Below are 18289 nucleotides of genomic sequence, written 5' to 3'. Positions count from 1 at the left end.
TCAATTACCCGACCGATATATCAAGTTTTAAATTATTGCCTTATTTTCGGAATGGTCAAATATTAAATCCATAGTTACATGAAAACGAAATCTATTCAGCTCAGCTTCCTCTTTTCAATCAGTTTCCTCTTTGTTTCGATCGCTCAGAACTCTGATGAAAAAGCTATTTTAGAAATTATGGCCCAACAAGAAAAAGCTTGGAGTGATGGTAATTTAGAAGGATTCATGCAGGGATATTGGAAATCGGACTCACTAACCTATTATAGTGGAGCCAGAATTACAAAGGGGTGGCAAACTACACTTGACAATTATAAAAAGGGCTACCCTAATAAAGACTATACGGGAACATTAAATTTCACCATTGACCAAATAACCCAGATAAACGATGGGGCTTACTATGTAATGGGACAGTACCATTTGAAAAGAAAAGTAGGCGACGCCAACGGAACGTTTATGATTATTTTCAAGAAAATTGATAGAGTGTGGAAAATTGTTGCGGATAGCTCGTGCTAAAAACTATTCCTTTTCAACCGCAATTTGTGGTTCTTCCTTTTTATAATAGGTGATTCTTCGCGTCTTGTACGTATTGTTCGGGGTAATGATTTCTTTTACCCAATTTTTGGCCTCGCTACCATCGAATTGATAAATATATTCTTTGGTAGAAAGCAGCCCCCTGTTCTTTTCTTTTGATTTGCTTAGAACACCTTCTTCGGTGTACTCATAATTGATTTCTTCTTGAGAAATCCACTTTTCGGTGCTCGAATCATAGATAGAAGAACATATAAAAAGTAATTTTTCTTGAGGTCCGATTACCTTTCTATTTCTAGTGGTCAATTCTCCGTTTAAATAATTCTTTGTTTCCAAGGTTCTTTGCCGTAACGAATCTCGGTCTATTTTACCATAAGTAGTTTCAACCGTCTTTGCTATTATTCCATTTAACTTCTGGGTCATCAATTCCCCTTCTTCAGTGTCTTCGTATTCAAAGGTTATTTCGTCGGTTCCATCGGTTCCCACGCGCACCATTCGAATAATCCGGTCCGAATCATCGTAATAGTACCTATTCTGTTCTAGTAATTCTTTTTCATAGCTAATTATTTTCTCAGTAACCATTCTCTCAGGAACCGTATCCAAGGTGTAAAAATTGGCTAATGAGGTGGCGCTGTCAAAAGTATCGTTCAAATAGTTTTCGATTCTTCTCTCGCTTATAAGACCATTTTTATACTTATAATGGGTGGTCTCGTAATCGCTATCACTGAATATCGTTACAGATTTGGTTAGTCTACCCTGCTGGTCAAAATGATATTCTTCTTTACCATAATCGGTAATGACCAAACAGGTTTTTACATTACCCCTTAAATCGAAATCGGAAACTTTAAATATTTCGATTTCCTGTGCGGAAAGTTTTGAAACCAAAACTATAAATAGGCAGAAACAAAGAAGGGGACTAATTCGTAACATGCTGCAAAATTAATGGTTATTCCTACAATCGGAAACAAAAGATGTACCATTTCGATAAAATGAAATCTGCCCGTTCCACTTTTTTATTTCGTCACTGTAATGCATTTTAACCAAAGGAAAGCTTCTACCTGTTGTATTTAAACCTATTAATAAGTAAATAGGCGTATTTAAGACCCTCGTAAAAATTTAAAAACCGTTCTTAGTTAGGTATACAAACATCTTAATCAAAAATTTTATGGAAACCCAACCCAACTCAGTTCAACCTTTTGTCGGCCAATTAGATGACCAGGCCCGTGTAGCATTCTATCGAAAAACCTACGCCCATTTGGCCGCGGCAGTTCTTCTATTTGTTTTAGTTGAAACACTATTTTTTCAAATCGATGCCATTGTAAGTCTGGCCTTATCATTAACGGGAGGCATAAGTTGGCTTCTACTTTTGGGCGGCTTTATGCTCATTACCAACTATGCCGAAAAAATGGCTTTACGAAGTGACGACAAGAATATGCACTATGCAGGTCTTGTTCTGTATGTGGTAGCGGAAGCTTTTATTTTTATACCCCTCATTTTCATAGCAATGGTCATGGCAGATGGTGGTGCATTTCAAATTTTAAACCAAGCAGCAGTTTTGACCTTATCCTTATTTACAGGTTTATCGGCCGTGGTCTTTTTGACCAAGAAAGATTTTTCATTTCTTAAATCTATTTTGACCATTGGTTTTTTTATTGCTCTAGGATTAATTGTCGCCGGAGCTCTGTTCGGTTTCGATTTAGGCCTATGGTTTAGCGTGGGTATGGTCGTTTTGGCTTCCGGATCAATTCTATATCAAACTTCTAATTTGATTCACAAATACAATGAAAATCAGTATGTTGCTGCTTCATTGGGCTTGTTTGCTTCGTTGATGTTACTCTTCTGGTACATCTTGAGCATTCTTTCTAGGGAATAGCTCATCACATATTAAAAAATAAAAAAGCCCCTGATGAAAATCATCAGGGGCTTTTTGTTTATGTATCAAGTGAATGTTACTTAACCTCTTCGAAATCTACGTCTTCAACGTTATCACCTTCTTTGGCATCTGCACTGGCAGTATCGGCACCGGCATCAGCTGATGGGCCTCCACCCTGTTGTCCTTCCGCTTGGGCTTTGTACATCTCTTCAGAAGCAGCTTTCCAAGCTTCGTTGATTTTGTCTAAAGCTGGGGCAATAACCGCTAGGTCTTTGCTTTCGTAAGCTTTCTTCAATTCTTCCAAGCAATCTTCGATAGGCTTTTTCTTATCTGCAGAAAGTTTATCGCCAAACTCTTTCAATTGCTTTTCAGTTTGGAAAATCATTCCGTCAGCCTCGTTCAACTTATCGGCAGTTTCCTTCGCTTTTTTATCCGCTTCAGCATTTGCTTCCGCCTCGGCTTTCATTTTCTTGATTTCCTCTTCGGTCAATCCTGAAGAAGCTTCAATTCTAATATCCTGGGATTTTCCAGTAGCCTTATCGGTAGCAGATACTTTGATGATACCGTTCGCATCGATATCAAAAGTAACTTCAATTTGAGGTGTACCTCTTGGCGCAGGTGGAATTCCGTCTAAATGGAACCTACCAATGGTTTTGTTATCACCGGCCATAGGGCGCTCACCTTGCAACACGTGAATTTCAACAGAAGGCTGATTATCAGCTGCCGTAGAGAAAACCTGTGATTTTTTTGTCGGGATAGTAGTGTTCGCCTCGATCAACTTGGTCATTACACTTCCCATGGTTTCGATACCCAACGATAGTGGAGTTACATCTAAAAGAAGTACATCTTTCACATCACCGGTCAATACACCACCTTGAATAGCAGCACCAATAGCTACTACTTCGTCAGGGTTCACCCCTTTAGAAGGCTTCTTACCAAAGAATTTTTCAACAGCCTCTTGTACTGCAGGAATTCTTGTAGAACCACCTACCAAAATAATCTCGTCGATATCACTTTTTGAAAGACCGGCAGCTTTAAGAGCAGCCTCACATGGCTCAATGGTTCTCTTTACCAAATCTTCGATCAATTGCTCGAACTTAGAACGGCTCAACGTTCTTACCAAGTGTTTTGGTCCTGTAGCGGTAGCCGTTACATATGGTAAGTTGATTTCAGTTTGTGCTGAAGATGATAATTCGATTTTAGCCTTTTCAGCAGCTTCACGCAAACGTTGCAAAGCCATGGCATCTTTACGCAAATCGATATCTTCTTCACTCTTGAATTCTTCGGCCAACCAATCAATAATTTTTTGGTCAACATCATCACCACCTAAGTGGGTATCACCATCGGTAGAAAGTACTTCGAAAACACCATCTCCTAATTCAAGAATGGAAACGTCATGTGTACCACCACCAAAGTCAAATACCACAATCTTTTGGTCGGTATCTTTTTTATCAAGACCATATGCCAAAGAAGCGGCAGTAGGCTCATTGATAATTCTTTCTACGGTCAGACCTGCAATTTCACCAGCCTCTTTAGTGGCCTGACGTTGCGCATCGTTAAAATAAGCGGGTACGGTAATTACCGCACGGCTTACATCTTGACCTAAATAATCTTCGGCCGTTTTCTTCATTTTTTGAAGAATCATGGCAGAAAGTTCTTGAGGTGTGTACAAACGACCTTCGATGTCTACTCTTGGGGTATCGTTGTCACCCTTAACCACGTTGTAAGGTACTCTTTCCGCTTCTCTACTGGACTCGGAAAATTTGTTGCCCATAAAACGCTTGATGGAATAAATAGTTTTATTTGGGTTGGTTACCGCCTGTCTTTTAGCAGGATCACCAACTTTGATCTCACCACCGTCAACAAAAGCGATAACGGAAGGAGTTGTTCTCTTACCTTCAGCATTTGGGATTACAACGGGCTCATTACCCTCCATAACGGAGACACAGGAGTTGGTCGTACCCAAATCTATACCTATAATTTTGCTCATTATATATGTTATTAAATATTAGTGCTTTGATTTTTTCGTCGGTTCTTAAATGACAAACAATATGCCAAGCCAAACCAACATGACATGATGTCATTTTGCCCATTCACAAACGAAACCAAACTGACCAAATGTGTTTAATTTATTCGTAGTACAACCAACAATGGCGTAATTTTTCTATTTTGCAGGTAACGAAAATTCAACTTTACTATGCATTTCAACAGACGCAATTTTTTACGTAAAGGAGCTACCTCTGCCGCTGGTCTGGCGGCAGCTTCTATGCTTCCTTTAGATATGTACGCCAACTCATTAGACCCCAATAAGGTCAGGGAAGTCATTGTTCCCAAAGAAAAAATCGGTCCCCCTAAAAATAGTATTCGGTTTTCGGTCATCGGAGTCAATCACGGACATATCTATGGAATGGTAGATTCCCTAATTAATGGGGGCGGCACCTTGGTGGCAGTTTATGCCAAAGAAGCTGATTTGCTCAAAAATTTCACCAAAAGATATCCTAATGTAAAAATCGCCAAAAGCGAAGAAGAGATTATAGATGACAACTCGATACAATTGGTAGCCAGTGCTGCCATACCTATTGAGCGTGCTCCCATTGGCTTAAAAGTTATGAAGTCTGGAAAGGATTATATGACCGATAAGCCCGGCATTCTAACTTTTAATCAATTCAACGAAGTAAAAAAAGTACAAAAGGAAACAGGCAAAATTTACTCAATTGTCTACAGTGAACGGCTATCTAACCCAGCTTCCGTAATGGCCGGTAAATTGGTTCAAGAAGGTGCCATAGGCAAGGTCATTCAGACTATTGGGCTAGGCCCGCACATTATGCGCCCGGAAAGTAGGCCTGATTGGTTCTTTTATCCCGAGGAAGCAGGCGGTATCTTATGTGATATCGGATCGCATCAGTGCGATCAGTTCTTGTTCTACACCAATTCGACGAAGGCCGAAGTAAGCACCTCCCAAATTGGAAATTTTGGTACTCCTGATTTTCCCAATTACCAAGATTTCGGTGATATGATGGTTCGTAGCGACCATGCTACAGGGTATATACGAATCGATTGGTTTACCCCCAAAGGTCTGGGTACTTGGGGCGATGGTAGAACATTTATTTTAGGAACGGAAGGATACATCGAAATGCGCAAGTACATTGATATAGCAGGAAGACCCAAAGGCAACCATCTCTTCTTGGTTGACCAAAAGGAAACCAAATACTTGGATTGCAACGAAGTGCATATGCCCTACGGGGAGCAATTGGTAAACGATGTAGTTGAGCGCACGGAAACGGCCATGAGCCAAGACCATTGCTTCTTGGCCACGGAGTTAGCCTTGACCGCACAGAAAGAAGCATTTCGATTGAATGTCGGATAATAAATCATTGACCAATTTCTAAAATATCCCATATGACCCCGATTAAAAAGGTAAGTCTAATGGCATTTATATGCCTTTTGATAACTTCCTGCAAAGATGAAAAAGTACAACTGACCATTATTGAAGAACAGGTAGAGGCTCCTTTTGACATGGCCTCCATAAAATCTCCTGATTTTTCCAATTGTCCAATCATTTCAATTGTTGATAAGGGAGCGGTAGAAGGAAACCAACAGGCGACAGAACAGGCTATTCAAGCGGCCATCATAGAAGCAAATGCGGCTGGCTGCGGTACCGTAAAGATTCCAGAAGGGGAATGGCTAACGGGCAAGCTGCACTTTAAAAGTAATGTCAACCTACATTTAGAGGAAGGTGCCGTTCTTTTATTTTCAGATAATCCCAAGGATTACCTACCGGCAGTACATACCACATGGGAGGGTATGGAGTGTTACAACTACTCTCCATTAATATATGCCTACGAATGTGAAAATGTGGCCATTACCGGCAAAGGTGAACTTCGAGCGAAAATGGGCACTTGGGAAAAATGGTTTGGCAGACCACCGGGCCATATGAACAGCCTTAAAAGATTGTACAATTTGGCAGCGAAAAACGACAATGTTGAAGAAAGGCAAATGGTAAACGATAGCGCCAATCTGCGCCCCCATTTTATTCAGTTCAATAGAAGTAAGAATATCTTATTGGAAGACGTCACCATTACCAACAGTCCGTTTTGGGTCATTCACCCTTATTTATCCAACCACGTAACGATACGCAGGGTAAAAGTCACTGCCCATGGTCACAACAATGATGGGGTTGATCCCGAAATGAGTCAGAATGTACTTATTGAAGATTGTGTTTTTGATCAAGGTGATGATGCCATTGCCGTGAAATCGGGTAGAAATCAAGATGCCTGGCGCTTGAATACCCCTTCTAAAAATATGGTCATTAGAAATTGTATGGTTAAAAACGGACATCAATTATTGGCAGTGGGTAGCGAACTTTCTGGTGGAATAGAAAACATTCTCATTGATAATTGTGTAGTGGAAGATAAAGCTTCGTTATTTCACCTGTTATTTATAAAAACGAATGAGCGCCGTGGGGGTTACGTGAAAAACATTATCATGAACAACATTAAGGCGAATGAGGTTAGAAATGGGGTTTTAGGCATTGAGACCGATGTGCTTTATCAATGGAAAGATTTGGTACCCACCTATGAAAGAAGGCTTACCCCTATATCAGATGTTAGCCTTACCAACGTTCAGCTCAAGAAAGGTAATTTCATGTCAAGAATCATGGGGCAAGAAGAAGAACCGGTTAAGAATGTCTCCCTTATAAATGTGAAAGTCGACTCTTTATTGGGAGAGCAAATGATTCATGAAAATGTGATTGGTTTTAAGATGGATTAATTGCGATTACTTCAACTTCCATAGAAAAAAATACTCCTACCTTTACTCCAAATAAGTCTTAGTTCATGGAGTGCATCAGTGTTTTTGATATGCTAAAAATAGGTATAGGGCCTTCGAGTTCTCATACCCTTGGGCCTTGGCGTGCCGCGGAGAGATGGATCAAAGAACTTAAAGACGCCAATATTTTTGAAAAGGTAAAGCATGTTCATGTTCATATTTATGGTTCATTGTCGTTAACAGGAAAAGGCCATGCTACCGATTATGCGGTTATGTTAGGTCTTTCTGGGGCCGACCCCGAGCATATTCCCGTAGAAGACATTCATGCTATCGTAAAAGAGATACAGGAGTCGCACGTTCTTCGTTTGGGAAATGAAAAGGAACTTCCTTTCAATCCTAAAGAAAACATATCATTTCATCGTAAATTTTTAGAGTTTCATGCCAACGGACTCAAGTTTGAGGCTCTTCTCGAATCTGGCGAAAAAAAATCTAAAACATACTATTCCATCGGTGGCGGCTTTGTGGTTGTCAAGGAAAGAAAAAATGCCAAAAAGAACCTAGAAGATTTTCATCGTTTTCCGTACCCCGTTGAAAAGGGCAGCGAACTTATTGAGCATTGTAATGCTCAGAAGGTCAAAATTTCTGATCTCGTTCTCAAAAACGAGCTTTCATTGAGAAACGAAAAAGTGGTAGATCGTGAAATGCTTCGTGTTTGGAATACTATGCTCGAGTGCATGTATACCGGCTGCCATACCCAAGGTAAACTACCCGGTGGGTTGAATGTACATCGACGGGCTTTCGATTTAAACAAATCGTTGCTCGAAGAAAACCACGGTAACTATCAAAACGCAACCGAATGGCTTGAAACTATTCGAAACACTAAAGTGAAATTTAGGCAAATTTTCAAGTGGGTAAGTTGTTTTGCGTTGGCGGTCAACGAAGTGAATGCATCTTTAGGTCGCGTGGTTACTGCACCAACTAACGGTAGCGCAGGGGTAATTCCTTCTGTATTGATGTACTACCTGGTTATTGAAAACCATAAAGCCGATTTTAAACAGATTAAACAATTTTTGTTAGTGGCAGGTGAAATTGGCAGCATATTTAAAAAAGGAGCTACCATTTCTGCCGCTATGGGTGGTTGCCAAGCAGAAATAGGTGTTTCTTCGGCCATGGCAGCAGGTGGCCTTACAGAACTATTGGGCGGCACCCCCGAACAGGTTTTAATGGCTGCCGAAATTGCCATGGAGCATCATTTGGGCCTAACATGTGACCCCATTGGAGGTTTGGTACAAATACCCTGTATCGAAAGAAATTCGATGGGAGCCATCAAAGCCATTACTGCCGCTGAACTTGCGTTGGAATCGAACCCTGAAGACGCCAAAGTACCTTTAGACAAAGTAGTTATAACCATGTGGGCCACCGCAAAGGACATGAGCTCTAAATACAAAGAAACCTCCGAAGGAGGTCTCGCTGTTGGTATTAATATGAGTGATTGCTAGAACTGATGCCCTAACAATGAAATTTTATTCAACTCTTGGGGTTACGGTAAATTTCCTGAATGAAATCGGACCATGGTCACCTTGAATATAGAAAGGTCCGGGCTCGCCTTCTTTACTATCTAAAGCACCTCCCGTAATTCCTGGAATATTCTGCTCGCTAATAATAGTTTTGCCGTTTGCCACAATAGTCACTCTTCTACCGATTAAAGTAATGTCATAAGTCTGCCATTCGGTGGCTGGGTTAGCGGCCATTTCATTGGGTGTTAAGAAGCCATATACACCTCCAAAAAGAACATTGCTCGGGTCGCTACCATGGTCATCGGTGATTTGAACCTCATAACGACCACGAAGGTAAATACCGCTGTTACTTCCTTCGGGAACCTTAAACTCTACGTGAATTTTAAAATCGTTAAATTTTTCTTCAGAAGCTAAATTGGCACCGGATTTTGGGCTCTTTAGAATGCCCTTTTCGACAATCCACTGATTTTCACCTAAAGCTTTCCATCCAGTCAAATCCTTTCCATTGAAAAGTTCTTTTGTTTTACCCCACTTAACTTTATCGGCATAAGCCAATTTTGGTGCTCTGTCAGCTGTCCATTGATGGGTATCTCCATTTTCAAATGACAAGGTTCCCTTTAAGCCTTCGCCTTCTTTCGAACCTTTGATAGTTATATTGCCTAAATCTTGTTCCCACTGCGGTGGAATAGTGAACGAAAAGCCGTTACCATCGAGTTTAATTTCAGAGATGGGGCGGGCACTACCGGAAGCGTACACAAATCTTCCGACCAAGGTCTGTACACCTGAGTGTTTGATTTCTAACCAAGAAGGAGATTCTTTACCATCCATCTGCAAGGTTATGTCCCATTTACCTTCATAGAATTTTTCATCCTGACCATAGGTAAACGAAGAAAAGGTCAGGGCCAATAGAAATAGCACCAAGTACAATATTGATTTCATAGTTTTCATTTGCGGGGGGATATTAATTGAGGCCAAATATAAAAAATACCATCATATTTGAACAAATTGCATTCAATACTTTAGAAAATGATTATTAAACTACACTTTAATTAGAGCTTTCATATATTTTTATACCTTTAGAAGCTAATTCTAATCCTAACTATATCAAAAGAAACATGAAAAACAAGAAGACTCAATCTTCAACCAATTCACGACGGTCGTTTATAAAAAAGGGGGCAGTGGCCTCTTCTATTTTTATAGTACCGAGACATGTATTGGGTGGTGTAGGCTACCTTGCCCCTAGTGATCGCCTTAACATTGCAGCCATTGGTGCTGGTGGTAAGGGTGCTAGCGATATTGCCAATGCATCTGTAAACGGTCGCGAAAACGTTGTAGCACTTTGTGATGTCGATTTTGAAGGATCTGCCAAGAGATCTGTAGAGCGATTTCCAAAAGCAAAACTTTATGCCGATTTCAGGGAAATGTTGGACAAGGAGAAAGGCATCGACGCCGTTACCATTTCTACCCCTGACCACGTTCACGGCCCAGCGGCCGCCTATGCGATGAACCGCGGCGTGCACGTGTACGTTCAAAAACCAATGACCCACAACATTAGGGAAGCACGTATGCTGACCCAAATGGCAAGGGACAAAAAGATTGTTACCCAAATGGGTAACCAAGGTGGGTCTAACCCTCTATTGGGTATGGTTCAAAAATGGATCGATAACGGTTCTATAGGAGCTGTATCTAAAGTTCAGATTTGGACAAACAGACCTGTTTGGCCACAAGGTGGCGCCATGCCAGAACCTAATGCCTCTATGAAACCCGATAGTTTAAATTGGGATCTATGGCTAGGGCCAGCTCCTGAAAAACCTTATACCCCTAACCTACACCCATTCAATTGGAGAGGCTGGTGGGATTACGGTACAGGTGCACTTGGTGATGTAGGATGCCACTTGATCGATATTCCTTTTAGAACATTAGGCTTAAAATACCCAACCGATGCTGAATGTAGTGTTGGTGCTGTTTACTCACAAATGTGGAATGCCGATTACCACCCAGAAGGTTGCCCGGCATCTTCTTTCATTACACTTCATTTTGATGCTACCGAGAAATCGAAGTCGCCTATTGAAATGACCTGGAGTGATGGGGGTATTCGACCTGCACACCCAGAAATTATTCCTGCGAATAATGATATAGGTGGGCCTGACAGTCAAAATGGAGTCTTGATCATCGGTGAGAAAGGTATTATTTCTACCAACATCAACGATAGTAGCCCATTGACACCAAAGTTATATCTGAATGATGGCACTACCGATTTCGGACCTGAAACTGAGCCAAACGATGAGCCCGAATACGGCCATCAGCGTAAGTGGGTCGATGCCTGTAAAGCCGGTTTCGCGAGTAAAGAACATAAAGAGCTTACTTCTTCGTTCGATTACGCCGGACCAATGACAGAGACCGTTCTGATGGGTAACTTGGCCATTCGTAGCTATCTTTTGAGAAAAGAAAACGAAAAAGGCGCCATGGACTTCTATGCCCGTAAAAAGTTATTGTGGGATGGAGAAAACATGCGTATTACCAACCTAGAGGAAGCCAACCAATACGTTGGAAGAACTTACCGTAAAGGTTGGGAGATGTAATTCTCAATAAATATTAAAACCTAAAGTCGAAAGGAACTGGAAAAATCCAAATCCTTTCGGCTTTTTTATTTACAACCCTCTACCCTTCTGGTATCGATTAAATAAATAATTTGCCAACCTTTCTTGGCATCTTTCACCAATTGAAAAGAATTGACACCACAGTGGTGAAAACTTCCATCTAAATTAAATTCATAGTCCGTCCAGGCGTTGGCCATTGGCCCATCAATTTGAATGTGGAAATTAGTAATGACCTCTTCAAATTGTGTGCTTTTGGGTATGCTGATGATTGATTTTAAAAATTCATTGAAAGGTTGTGTCTTTACAACGGGGGCACCCTCATTGTCTTTCGCAATAGTCTGCAATACGATATCGTCGGATACTGTTTTTTTAATTCCTACGGAATCTTGCCTGTGAAAAGCGTTGAAAAAATTCTCTATTGTTGTTTCCACCAAAGCCTCTTCGTCTTGGGCGTTCATTTGCACAGAAATAAAAAACAAGGCCAATGTTACTAAAGCTCTCATAAGTTGATGATTAACTGATTGAAAAGGTATTTTAATTCGAATGTAGAGTTTTTTATTAAATTCTGACCAAAATTGATTTGATTACAACCCTACCCTTGTGCTGAAACAATTTCCTTACTTTTAACCCTCCAAAACAATTATTGAATGTCAACTGCAAAAAAAGAGTACAGGAGAGTAACTGTTAAGTCCTTGGTGGACATGAAAAAGAATGGCGAAAAAATATCTATGCTTACGGCCTATGATTATTCAATGGCCAAAATTGTAGATTCAGCCAATGTAGATGTGATTTTGGTCGGTGATTCGGCCAGTAATGTGATGGCCGGCCACGAAACTACGCTGCCAATTACATTAGATCAAATGATTTATCATGCCACATCGGTAATCAGGGCCGTTCAGAGAGCACTCGTGGTAGTTGATATTCCGTTCGGAAGTTACCAAAGTGACCCGAAGGAAGCCTTAAGAAGTGCCATACGAATCATGAAAGAAAGTGGTGCACATGCCGTAAAACTAGAGGGTGGAGAAGAAATAAAAGAATCGGTCAAAAGAATCTTGAATGCAGGCATACCCGTCATGGGGCATCTAGGCCTAACCCCACAATCAATCTATAAGTTTGGTACCTACACCGTTAGGGCAAAGGAAGAAGAAGAGGCCGAGAAACTTCTAGCCGATGCCAAACTTCTAGAAGAGCTTGGTTGCTTTAGTATCGTTCTCGAAAAAATACCGGCAGAACTTACCAAAGAAGTTTCGGAAAGTATTTCTATACCTACGATAGGTATCGGTGGTGGAAAACACGCCGACGGTCAAGTCTTGGTCATTCATGATCTGTTGGGCATGACCCATGAGTTTAATCCACGTTTTTTACGTCGTTATATGAACCTATATGAAGATATGGGTCACGCTATTTCACAGTACGTTACCGATGTAAAGAATAGAGATTTTCCGAACGACCAAGAACAGTATTAGAATCAATAACTATGAGGAAGGCACCTTGGAAAAAATTAGCCATATTACTTTTGGTCGTATTGAATTTTGGGTGCGACCAGATTTCAAAAGGTGTGGTGCGCAAGCATGTAGAACCCAATGATTATATTAGGGTAATCGGCGACCAATTTATACTTACCAATGTTGAAAATACAGGTGCCATGCTTGGTTTCGGAAGGCAATTTTCACCTCTCTTGAAAATTGCTCTATTTCAAATGCTTCCCATACTAGTTTTGGTGGTTCTGCTTTTCAGGATTTTAAGAAAAAATCATTTGAACACTTGGTCTACTCTTGCTTTTGCCTCAGTAATCGGTGGAGGAATCGGTAATTTGGTGGATCGAATAGCCTATGGTTCGGTAACCGATTTCTTTCAAATCAAATTGGGGCTTTTCAAGACTGGAATTTTCAATATGGCAGATGTTTCTGTAACCTTGGGAGTATTACTTTTGCTTTCACTTACCCTCACAAAAGAAAAACCCGTTTTATAGTGGCCCAAAAAATACTCTCGACTGCCGAAAACCTTCAAGTTATTTATGAGGACAATCATCTGATTGCCGTCAATAAGAGACCTGGTGATATTGTTCAGGGAGACAAAACGGGAGACACCCCCTTAAGCGAAGTTGTAAAGGAATATTTGAAGATTAAATATAACAAACCGGGCAATGTATACTTGGGTGTTACTCACCGATTAGATCGCCCAACTTCCGGGATTGTTGTATTTGCCAAAACCTCAAAAGCGCTTCCTCGTCTCAATAAACTTTTTGCGGAAAAGGATGCCCAAAAGACCTACTGGGCCATCGTTAAAAATGAGCCCCCTAAGTCTGAAAACTTGCTAGTGCACTGGTTGGTGCGAAACCCTAAGCAAAACAAATCGTATCCGAACCCAAAACAAGTTCCCAATAGCAAGAAGGCCAGTCTAACCTATCGTATCGTTCAAAAACTGGATAACTATTTTTTGCTTGAAATTAACCTGCATACGGGCAGGCATCATCAAATACGTGTGCAGTTATCCGCTGTTGGTAGCCCTATAAAGGGCGATTTGAAATATGGTTTTGATAGGAGTAATAAAGATGCCAGTATCCATTTACATGCTAGAAAACTTTCATTCGTTCATCCTGTTAAAAAGGAACAAGTTGATTTGATTGCCGATCCACCTAATGACCCACTTTGGAATGTTTGTTGTTAAATACTTTATATTTAACATAATAAACACTGCACCATGTTCAAAAAGTTTCTTTTTATAGGTAGCTTGGTTTTACTTTCTGCCTGTAGCACTTACAACTCGATAGATACCTTTTACAATGCCCATAAAGAAGATGATCAGGTTACGGCTATACGTGTACCGCGGTTCATGCTCTCGATGATTTCTAACCTTTCTCCTGAAATGAAGGCCTTGGTAAGTAGCACGAAAGATTTAAGATATATGCAGTTTCCGAGCCCGACGCCGGATAGAACACAATTTCTCAACCAACAGATGAACGGAATAACAGGAAATTCGTTTATTGAAGTGTATAGAAAGAACGATAATCTTAAAAGAAATATAGTTTCTATTAGAGAAAAGAGGGACGCCGTTAAGGAAATCTTGATTTATAACAACAACAATGTTTCTGGCTCATTTTTATATTTTAATGGGAACTTTGATCCGGTCAAAGTGCGACAAATGGCGCAAAACGAAGAATTTCAAAAATTGGGCGAAGGGTTGATCAATCAATATCAATCGAGTAATTCTACTTCTGGCTATTGAAGTGATATCAAAAGTTGAAGGCTATTATTTATAAGACCTTCTACTCTCTAAAATTACCGATGCGAGAATCAGAGAACCTCCTAAAATGGTCGACCATCCAGGTATTTCCTTCAGAAATAGGGCACCAATGATGATACCATAAACCGGTTGAATACTACTAAGAATACTAACGGTGGTAATCGAAAAATGCTTAAAGCAATTGATGAACATTGAGTGACCTATGACGGTTGTAATCAAGACCAATCCGAGCAAAGCGGGTACATAGTTGGTGGCTTCCGTTGCATCATAGAGAAAGTAAGTCGGTATTAATAAGATCCCAATAATACCCATCTGATAAGTCATCAGCATGCTACCTTCGTATCTATCGACCTTGGTTTTCAAAATTAAATTTCGAAGGGAATAGGTGAAGGCTGAAAAAAGTCCGAAACCAATGGCTATCGTACTCGAATTTTTAAGGTTAAAATCAGGAACCAAAAAATATATGCCCACAAGAACCATCAGCCCCAATAACAAATGGGTTTTTCTAAACCTTGTCTTTAAAAAAATGGGCTCTAAAAATGAGGTCATGATCGGATAGGTGAACAATGACAACATACCGATTGCCACATTCGATAATTGCAAGGCATGAAAATAGGTCACTAAATGAACTCCCATTAAAACACCGGTAATCAAAATAGGCCAGATATCACGACGGTTCAGATGAAACGAAACGCCCCGAATCTTACAATAAATTAGCAAAAAAATAAAAGCCAATAGTGTTCTTAATTCGATTGTCAAAGGTGCCGGAAGCGCTATGAATTTTCCGAACGGCCCGGAAGTTGACATGAAAAGTACGGTAAGGTTGAGTTCCAGAAACCTTCTGGTAGGGTTGGTTGGGGTCATTTGAGGTATTTATCTTTTGACAGCAAGTGCCTTTTCACGAATGATTTCAGCCACAGGTCTATTTTCTAAATGACTTTCTAACCATGAAATAATATCGAGGTATAAAAAAGCCCTTTTTTCATAAGGGTGGTCTTCATACTTCTTCAACTCGGTATGCAATTTCTGAAATTCGTTTCTTAATTGGTTTGGGTAAATATTACCAAGGTTACGCAAGAATTTAATCATTTCTTTTTGAACTGCATGTAAATCGTTCATCTTCAACAAGAACTTATAGGTGCTTTTAAGCTGCACTTCCAAGTGATAGTCCATACCTGCTTCGTAATGTGCTACAAGACTTAAAACACGGGCGAAACACATCAAGTCTTCGCGCATTTTTAGGTTTTTGTTGTTGATTATTTTCTTGAGATATTGAATACAGGTCTTATTATCTCCGATTCCGAAATACAGGCAAGCGATTTTGTAATATAAGACCATGATATGGTGGGCATCGATACGATCTTTGTGTTTGTTGATACCGTACTCCACTATTTTCACCAAATAGAGGCCTTGTTGAAAAGTACCTTCCAAGAAATGCAAATTCAGCTTGTTGGCATTGATATACAAAAAGGCCAAAGATGAAATGTTATCGTTCTTTGGAAAATCTTTACTTTCTACGACTTCCTCCAGTCGCTCAAGTGTTTGCTTGAACTGACTACTATACTTTACATAAAAAAGTGACTCCAACAAATAATGGTTTCCCTTTAAAAAGAATACGGGGTTCAAGGCAATCTGTTCTTCGTGTTCATAGAACAAATCGACCCATTTACTGGCATATTTATAAGATGAGAGAAAGTCTTGAATCAAAAAACTATACCAAAGGTGCGCTTTATATAGCCAAAGTTTTTCCCTAAAACCAAGCATTTCAATGCGGTGTTTCGGTAAATGGCGTTCAAAATATTCCTTTACCCTTTTATGATCATCGTCGCTTCTTACATACCCTACTTTCAACATCAGACCGTACAATTGAAGTGATAGATTGGAAAGCTTACTGGTAATAACGTTTTGGGCCGAAAGTTCTTTGGCCTGAACCGCCAATTCATTGGCTCGGTCGGGTATACTTCGGGTGATGTATTGCGTTTCTATAATTTTTTCAAGCTCTACTATTTCGTAGGCAATATTCTTTTCCTCGTTCTCAATGGCGATAGACTTCGCCTTATCCAAAATCTTTAAACTTTGCTTGTAGAGTCCTTTTTGATATAGAATGGTAGCAAAATCGAGTTGTTCCCTAATTTGCAAACGAATGGTCTGGTTAACCGGGTTCAATCTTAAACTGACCAATATTTGTTTGTATAAATGGGCCTTTAAATTAGAGAGCTGTGCTTTCTTGACAATACCGGATTCTAGAATGGCCTTTTCATCATACTTCTTTAAGCGATCTAAAAGGTTGAAAAGGGCCAGAAACTTGGCATCGGTATTCACTCCCAATCGACCTACATATAACTTGAATTGGCGTTTCTCAGATTTCGAAAGCGATTTCACGAGCACGAATAAAGCATCTCTGTGCGCATTTGTCATCGTAAAAAGAATGGTTTAATTTACTGTTCTTCAAATAATTACATAATTGAAAAACTTATTTAACGTTGTACTATTTTTGGTTAGGCCTAGGTGTTTTAACCTAATGGTCATATCTTCGTAATGGTTAGCTAAACTACATAAATATAATGAGTAAAGATAAGGTACAGATTTTTGATACTACACTAAGGGATGGCGAACAAGTGCCCGGCTGCAAATTAGACGCCGCGCAAAAATTGGTCATCGCAGAAAGGTTAGATGAATTGGGAGTAGATATCATTGAAGCAGGGTTTCCCATATCAAGTCCTGGAGACTTTAAGTCTGTCGCCGAGATTTCCGATTTGGTAAAAAATGCATCGGTCTGTGGTCTTACCCGAGCCGTGAAGAAGGATATTGAGGTGGCGGCAGAAGCTTTAAAATCCGCTAAAAAGCCCCGTATTCATACAGGAATAGGAACTTCCGATTCACACATTAAATACAAGTTTAACTCCAACCGAGATGCCATCATTGAAAGGGCCGTTAGTGCCGTCAGTTATGCCAAAACCTTTGTAGAAGACGTAGAATTTTACGCCGAGGATGCCGGTAGAACCGATAATGAGTTTTTGGCCAAAGTTTGTGAGGCCGTAGTAAAGGCCGGAGCGACCGTGTTGAACATTCCTGACACTACGGGCTATTGCTTGCCGGAAGAATACGGTGCGAAAATCAAATACTTAAAAGAGAATGTCAAAGGCATTGAAAAAGCTACGCTTTCTTGCCATTGTCATAACGACCTAGGTCTTGCCACCGCCAATTCAATTGCGGGGGTTATCAATGGAGCACGACAGATTGAATGTACCATTAATGGTATAGGCGAAAGAGCCGGCAACACTTCGTTAGAAGAAGTGGTGATGATTTTAAGGCAACACCCTAGCTTGAATTTAGATACCAATATTAACAGCAAATTACTTTACGACACCAGTCAAATGGTTTCGCAAAAGATGGGTATGATCGTTCAGCCAAACAAGGCTATCGTAGGTGCCAATGCGTTTGCCCACAGTTCCGGTATTCATCAAGATGGTGTTATTAAGAACAGGGAAACCTACGAAATCATCGATCCTGCAGATGTAGGTGTTAATGAATCTTCCATCGTTTTAACTGCAAGAAGTGGTAGGGCCGCCTTGGCATACAGAGCCAAAATTGTGGGGTTTGAATTGACTAAGCTTCAGTTGGATCAGGTCTATCAAGAATTCTTAAAATTTGCCGATTTGCATAAAGAGATTTCTGATAATGATATTCCTAAAATTATCGAAGCAGCCAACCTAAAGATAGAGAGCGTTTCGTAAATCACACTTTTTCAGAAGACC

General features: G+C 40.2%; 17 protein-coding genes. 11 read left to right on the top strand and 6 right to left on the bottom strand.

The genetic code is table 11. The features are described from left to right. Nucleotides 1-78 precede the first annotated feature (78 nt). On the top strand, nucleotides 79-513 hold the full coding sequence (locus D1013_RS11415; RefSeq protein ID WP_121848957.1) for a nuclear transport factor 2 family protein: 435 nt from the start codon (nucleotides 79-81) through the stop codon (nucleotides 511-513). Between the two features lie 3 nt (nucleotides 514-516). On the opposite strand, the gene D1013_RS11410 is transcribed toward D1013_RS11415, so the two are convergent. Further along, nucleotides 517-1458 carry a hypothetical protein gene (locus tag D1013_RS11410; RefSeq protein WP_121848956.1) on the bottom strand — a complete coding sequence of 314 codons (942 nt, stop codon included), beginning with the start codon at nucleotides 1456-1458 and terminating at the stop codon, nucleotides 517-519. Between the two features lie 235 nt (nucleotides 1459-1693). Here D1013_RS11410 and D1013_RS11405 point away from each other — a divergent pair, with 235 nt between their 5' ends. Next, on the top strand, nucleotides 1694-2401 hold the full coding sequence (locus tag D1013_RS11405; RefSeq protein ID WP_121848955.1) for a Bax inhibitor-1/YccA family protein: 708 nt from the start codon (nucleotides 1694-1696) through the stop codon (nucleotides 2399-2401). Nucleotides 2402-2477: 76 nt separating this feature from the next. On the opposite strand, the gene dnaK is transcribed toward D1013_RS11405, so the two are convergent. Then, complete coding sequence (dnaK, locus tag D1013_RS11400) at nucleotides 2478-4391, bottom strand: molecular chaperone DnaK (RefSeq protein ID WP_121848954.1); 1914 nt, start codon at nucleotides 4389-4391, stop codon at nucleotides 2478-2480. A gap of 207 nt (nucleotides 4392-4598) precedes the next feature. Between dnaK and D1013_RS11395 the strand changes: the two genes are divergently transcribed. The 3 genes from D1013_RS11395 (at nucleotide 4599) to D1013_RS11385 (ending at nucleotide 8667) form a co-directional block, all read left to right on the top strand. Further along, entirely contained in the window at nucleotides 4599-5768 is a 1170-nt protein-coding gene (locus tag D1013_RS11395) for a Gfo/Idh/MocA family protein (RefSeq protein ID WP_121848953.1), read from the top strand. A gap of 32 nt (nucleotides 5769-5800) precedes the next feature. Then, the gene (locus D1013_RS11390; RefSeq protein WP_225621468.1) at nucleotides 5801-7171 is read left to right on the top strand and encodes a glycoside hydrolase family 28 protein; all 1371 of its coding nucleotides are present in this window, start codon (nucleotides 5801-5803) and stop codon (nucleotides 7169-7171) included. A 65-nt stretch (nucleotides 7172-7236) separates the two neighbouring features. Continuing rightward, complete coding sequence (locus tag D1013_RS11385) at nucleotides 7237-8667, top strand: L-serine ammonia-lyase (protein WP_121848952.1); 1431 nt, start codon at nucleotides 7237-7239, stop codon at nucleotides 8665-8667. Between the two features lie 24 nt (nucleotides 8668-8691). On the opposite strand, the gene D1013_RS11380 is transcribed toward D1013_RS11385, so the two are convergent. After that, entirely contained in the window at nucleotides 8692-9624 is a 933-nt protein-coding gene (locus D1013_RS11380; RefSeq protein WP_225621469.1) for a 3-keto-disaccharide hydrolase, read from the bottom strand. A gap of 176 nt (nucleotides 9625-9800) precedes the next feature. Between D1013_RS11380 and D1013_RS11375 the strand changes: the two genes are divergently transcribed. Continuing rightward, on the top strand, nucleotides 9801-11267 hold the full coding sequence (locus D1013_RS11375; RefSeq protein WP_121848950.1) for a Gfo/Idh/MocA family protein: 1467 nt from the start codon (nucleotides 9801-9803) through the stop codon (nucleotides 11265-11267). Nucleotides 11268-11332: 65 nt separating this feature from the next. On the opposite strand, the gene D1013_RS11370 is transcribed toward D1013_RS11375, so the two are convergent. Beyond that, entirely contained in the window at nucleotides 11333-11788 is a 456-nt protein-coding gene (locus D1013_RS11370; RefSeq protein ID WP_121848949.1) for a nuclear transport factor 2 family protein, read from the bottom strand. Nucleotides 11789-11932: 144 nt separating this feature from the next. Here D1013_RS11370 and panB point away from each other — a divergent pair, with 144 nt between their 5' ends. The 4 genes from panB to D1013_RS11350 are packed head-to-tail and all read left to right on the top strand — an operon-like array spanning nucleotide 11933 to nucleotide 14513. After that, nucleotides 11933-12751, top strand: a complete 819-nt coding sequence (gene panB / locus D1013_RS11365) for a 3-methyl-2-oxobutanoate hydroxymethyltransferase (RefSeq protein WP_121848948.1) — start codon at nucleotides 11933-11935, stop codon at nucleotides 12749-12751. A gap of 11 nt (nucleotides 12752-12762) precedes the next feature. Further along, nucleotides 12763-13257, top strand: coding sequence for a signal peptidase II (gene lspA, locus D1013_RS11360; protein ID WP_121848947.1), 495 nt, complete (start codon nucleotides 12763-12765; stop codon nucleotides 13255-13257). Continuing rightward, entirely contained in the window at nucleotides 13257-13955 is a 699-nt protein-coding gene (locus tag D1013_RS11355; RefSeq protein ID WP_121848946.1) for an RluA family pseudouridine synthase, read from the top strand. The genes lspA and D1013_RS11355 overlap by 1 nt, the downstream gene beginning before the upstream one ends. Before the next feature lie 33 nt (nucleotides 13956-13988). Further along, on the top strand, nucleotides 13989-14513 hold the full coding sequence (locus tag D1013_RS11350) for a DUF4252 domain-containing protein (protein WP_121848945.1): 525 nt from the start codon (nucleotides 13989-13991) through the stop codon (nucleotides 14511-14513). 24 nt (nucleotides 14514-14537) lie between these two features. Here D1013_RS11350 and D1013_RS11345 read toward each other — a convergent pair whose 3' ends face one another. Both D1013_RS11345 and D1013_RS11340 read right to left on the bottom strand, forming a co-directional pair. Beyond that, nucleotides 14538-15395 carry a DMT family transporter gene (locus tag D1013_RS11345; protein ID WP_121848944.1) on the bottom strand — a complete coding sequence of 286 codons (858 nt, stop codon included), beginning with the start codon at nucleotides 15393-15395 and terminating at the stop codon, nucleotides 14538-14540. Nucleotides 15396-15404: 9 nt separating this feature from the next. Further along, on the bottom strand, nucleotides 15405-16949 hold the full coding sequence (locus D1013_RS11340; RefSeq protein ID WP_121848943.1) for a hypothetical protein: 1545 nt from the start codon (nucleotides 16947-16949) through the stop codon (nucleotides 15405-15407). 146 nt (nucleotides 16950-17095) lie between these two features. Here D1013_RS11340 and D1013_RS11335 point away from each other — a divergent pair, with 146 nt between their 5' ends. Beyond that, complete coding sequence (locus D1013_RS11335; RefSeq protein ID WP_121848942.1) at nucleotides 17096-18268, top strand: 2-isopropylmalate synthase; 1173 nt, start codon at nucleotides 17096-17098, stop codon at nucleotides 18266-18268. Nucleotides 18269-18289 lie beyond the last annotated feature (21 nt).

Origin of the sequence: Euzebyella marina (assembly GCF_003687485.1) — a bacterium.
Lineage (GTDB): Bacteria > Bacteroidota > Bacteroidia > Flavobacteriales > Flavobacteriaceae > Euzebyella > Euzebyella marina.
Note: the sequence above shows the minus strand (reverse complement) of the source record. Positions and strands in the feature narration are given on the sequence as shown.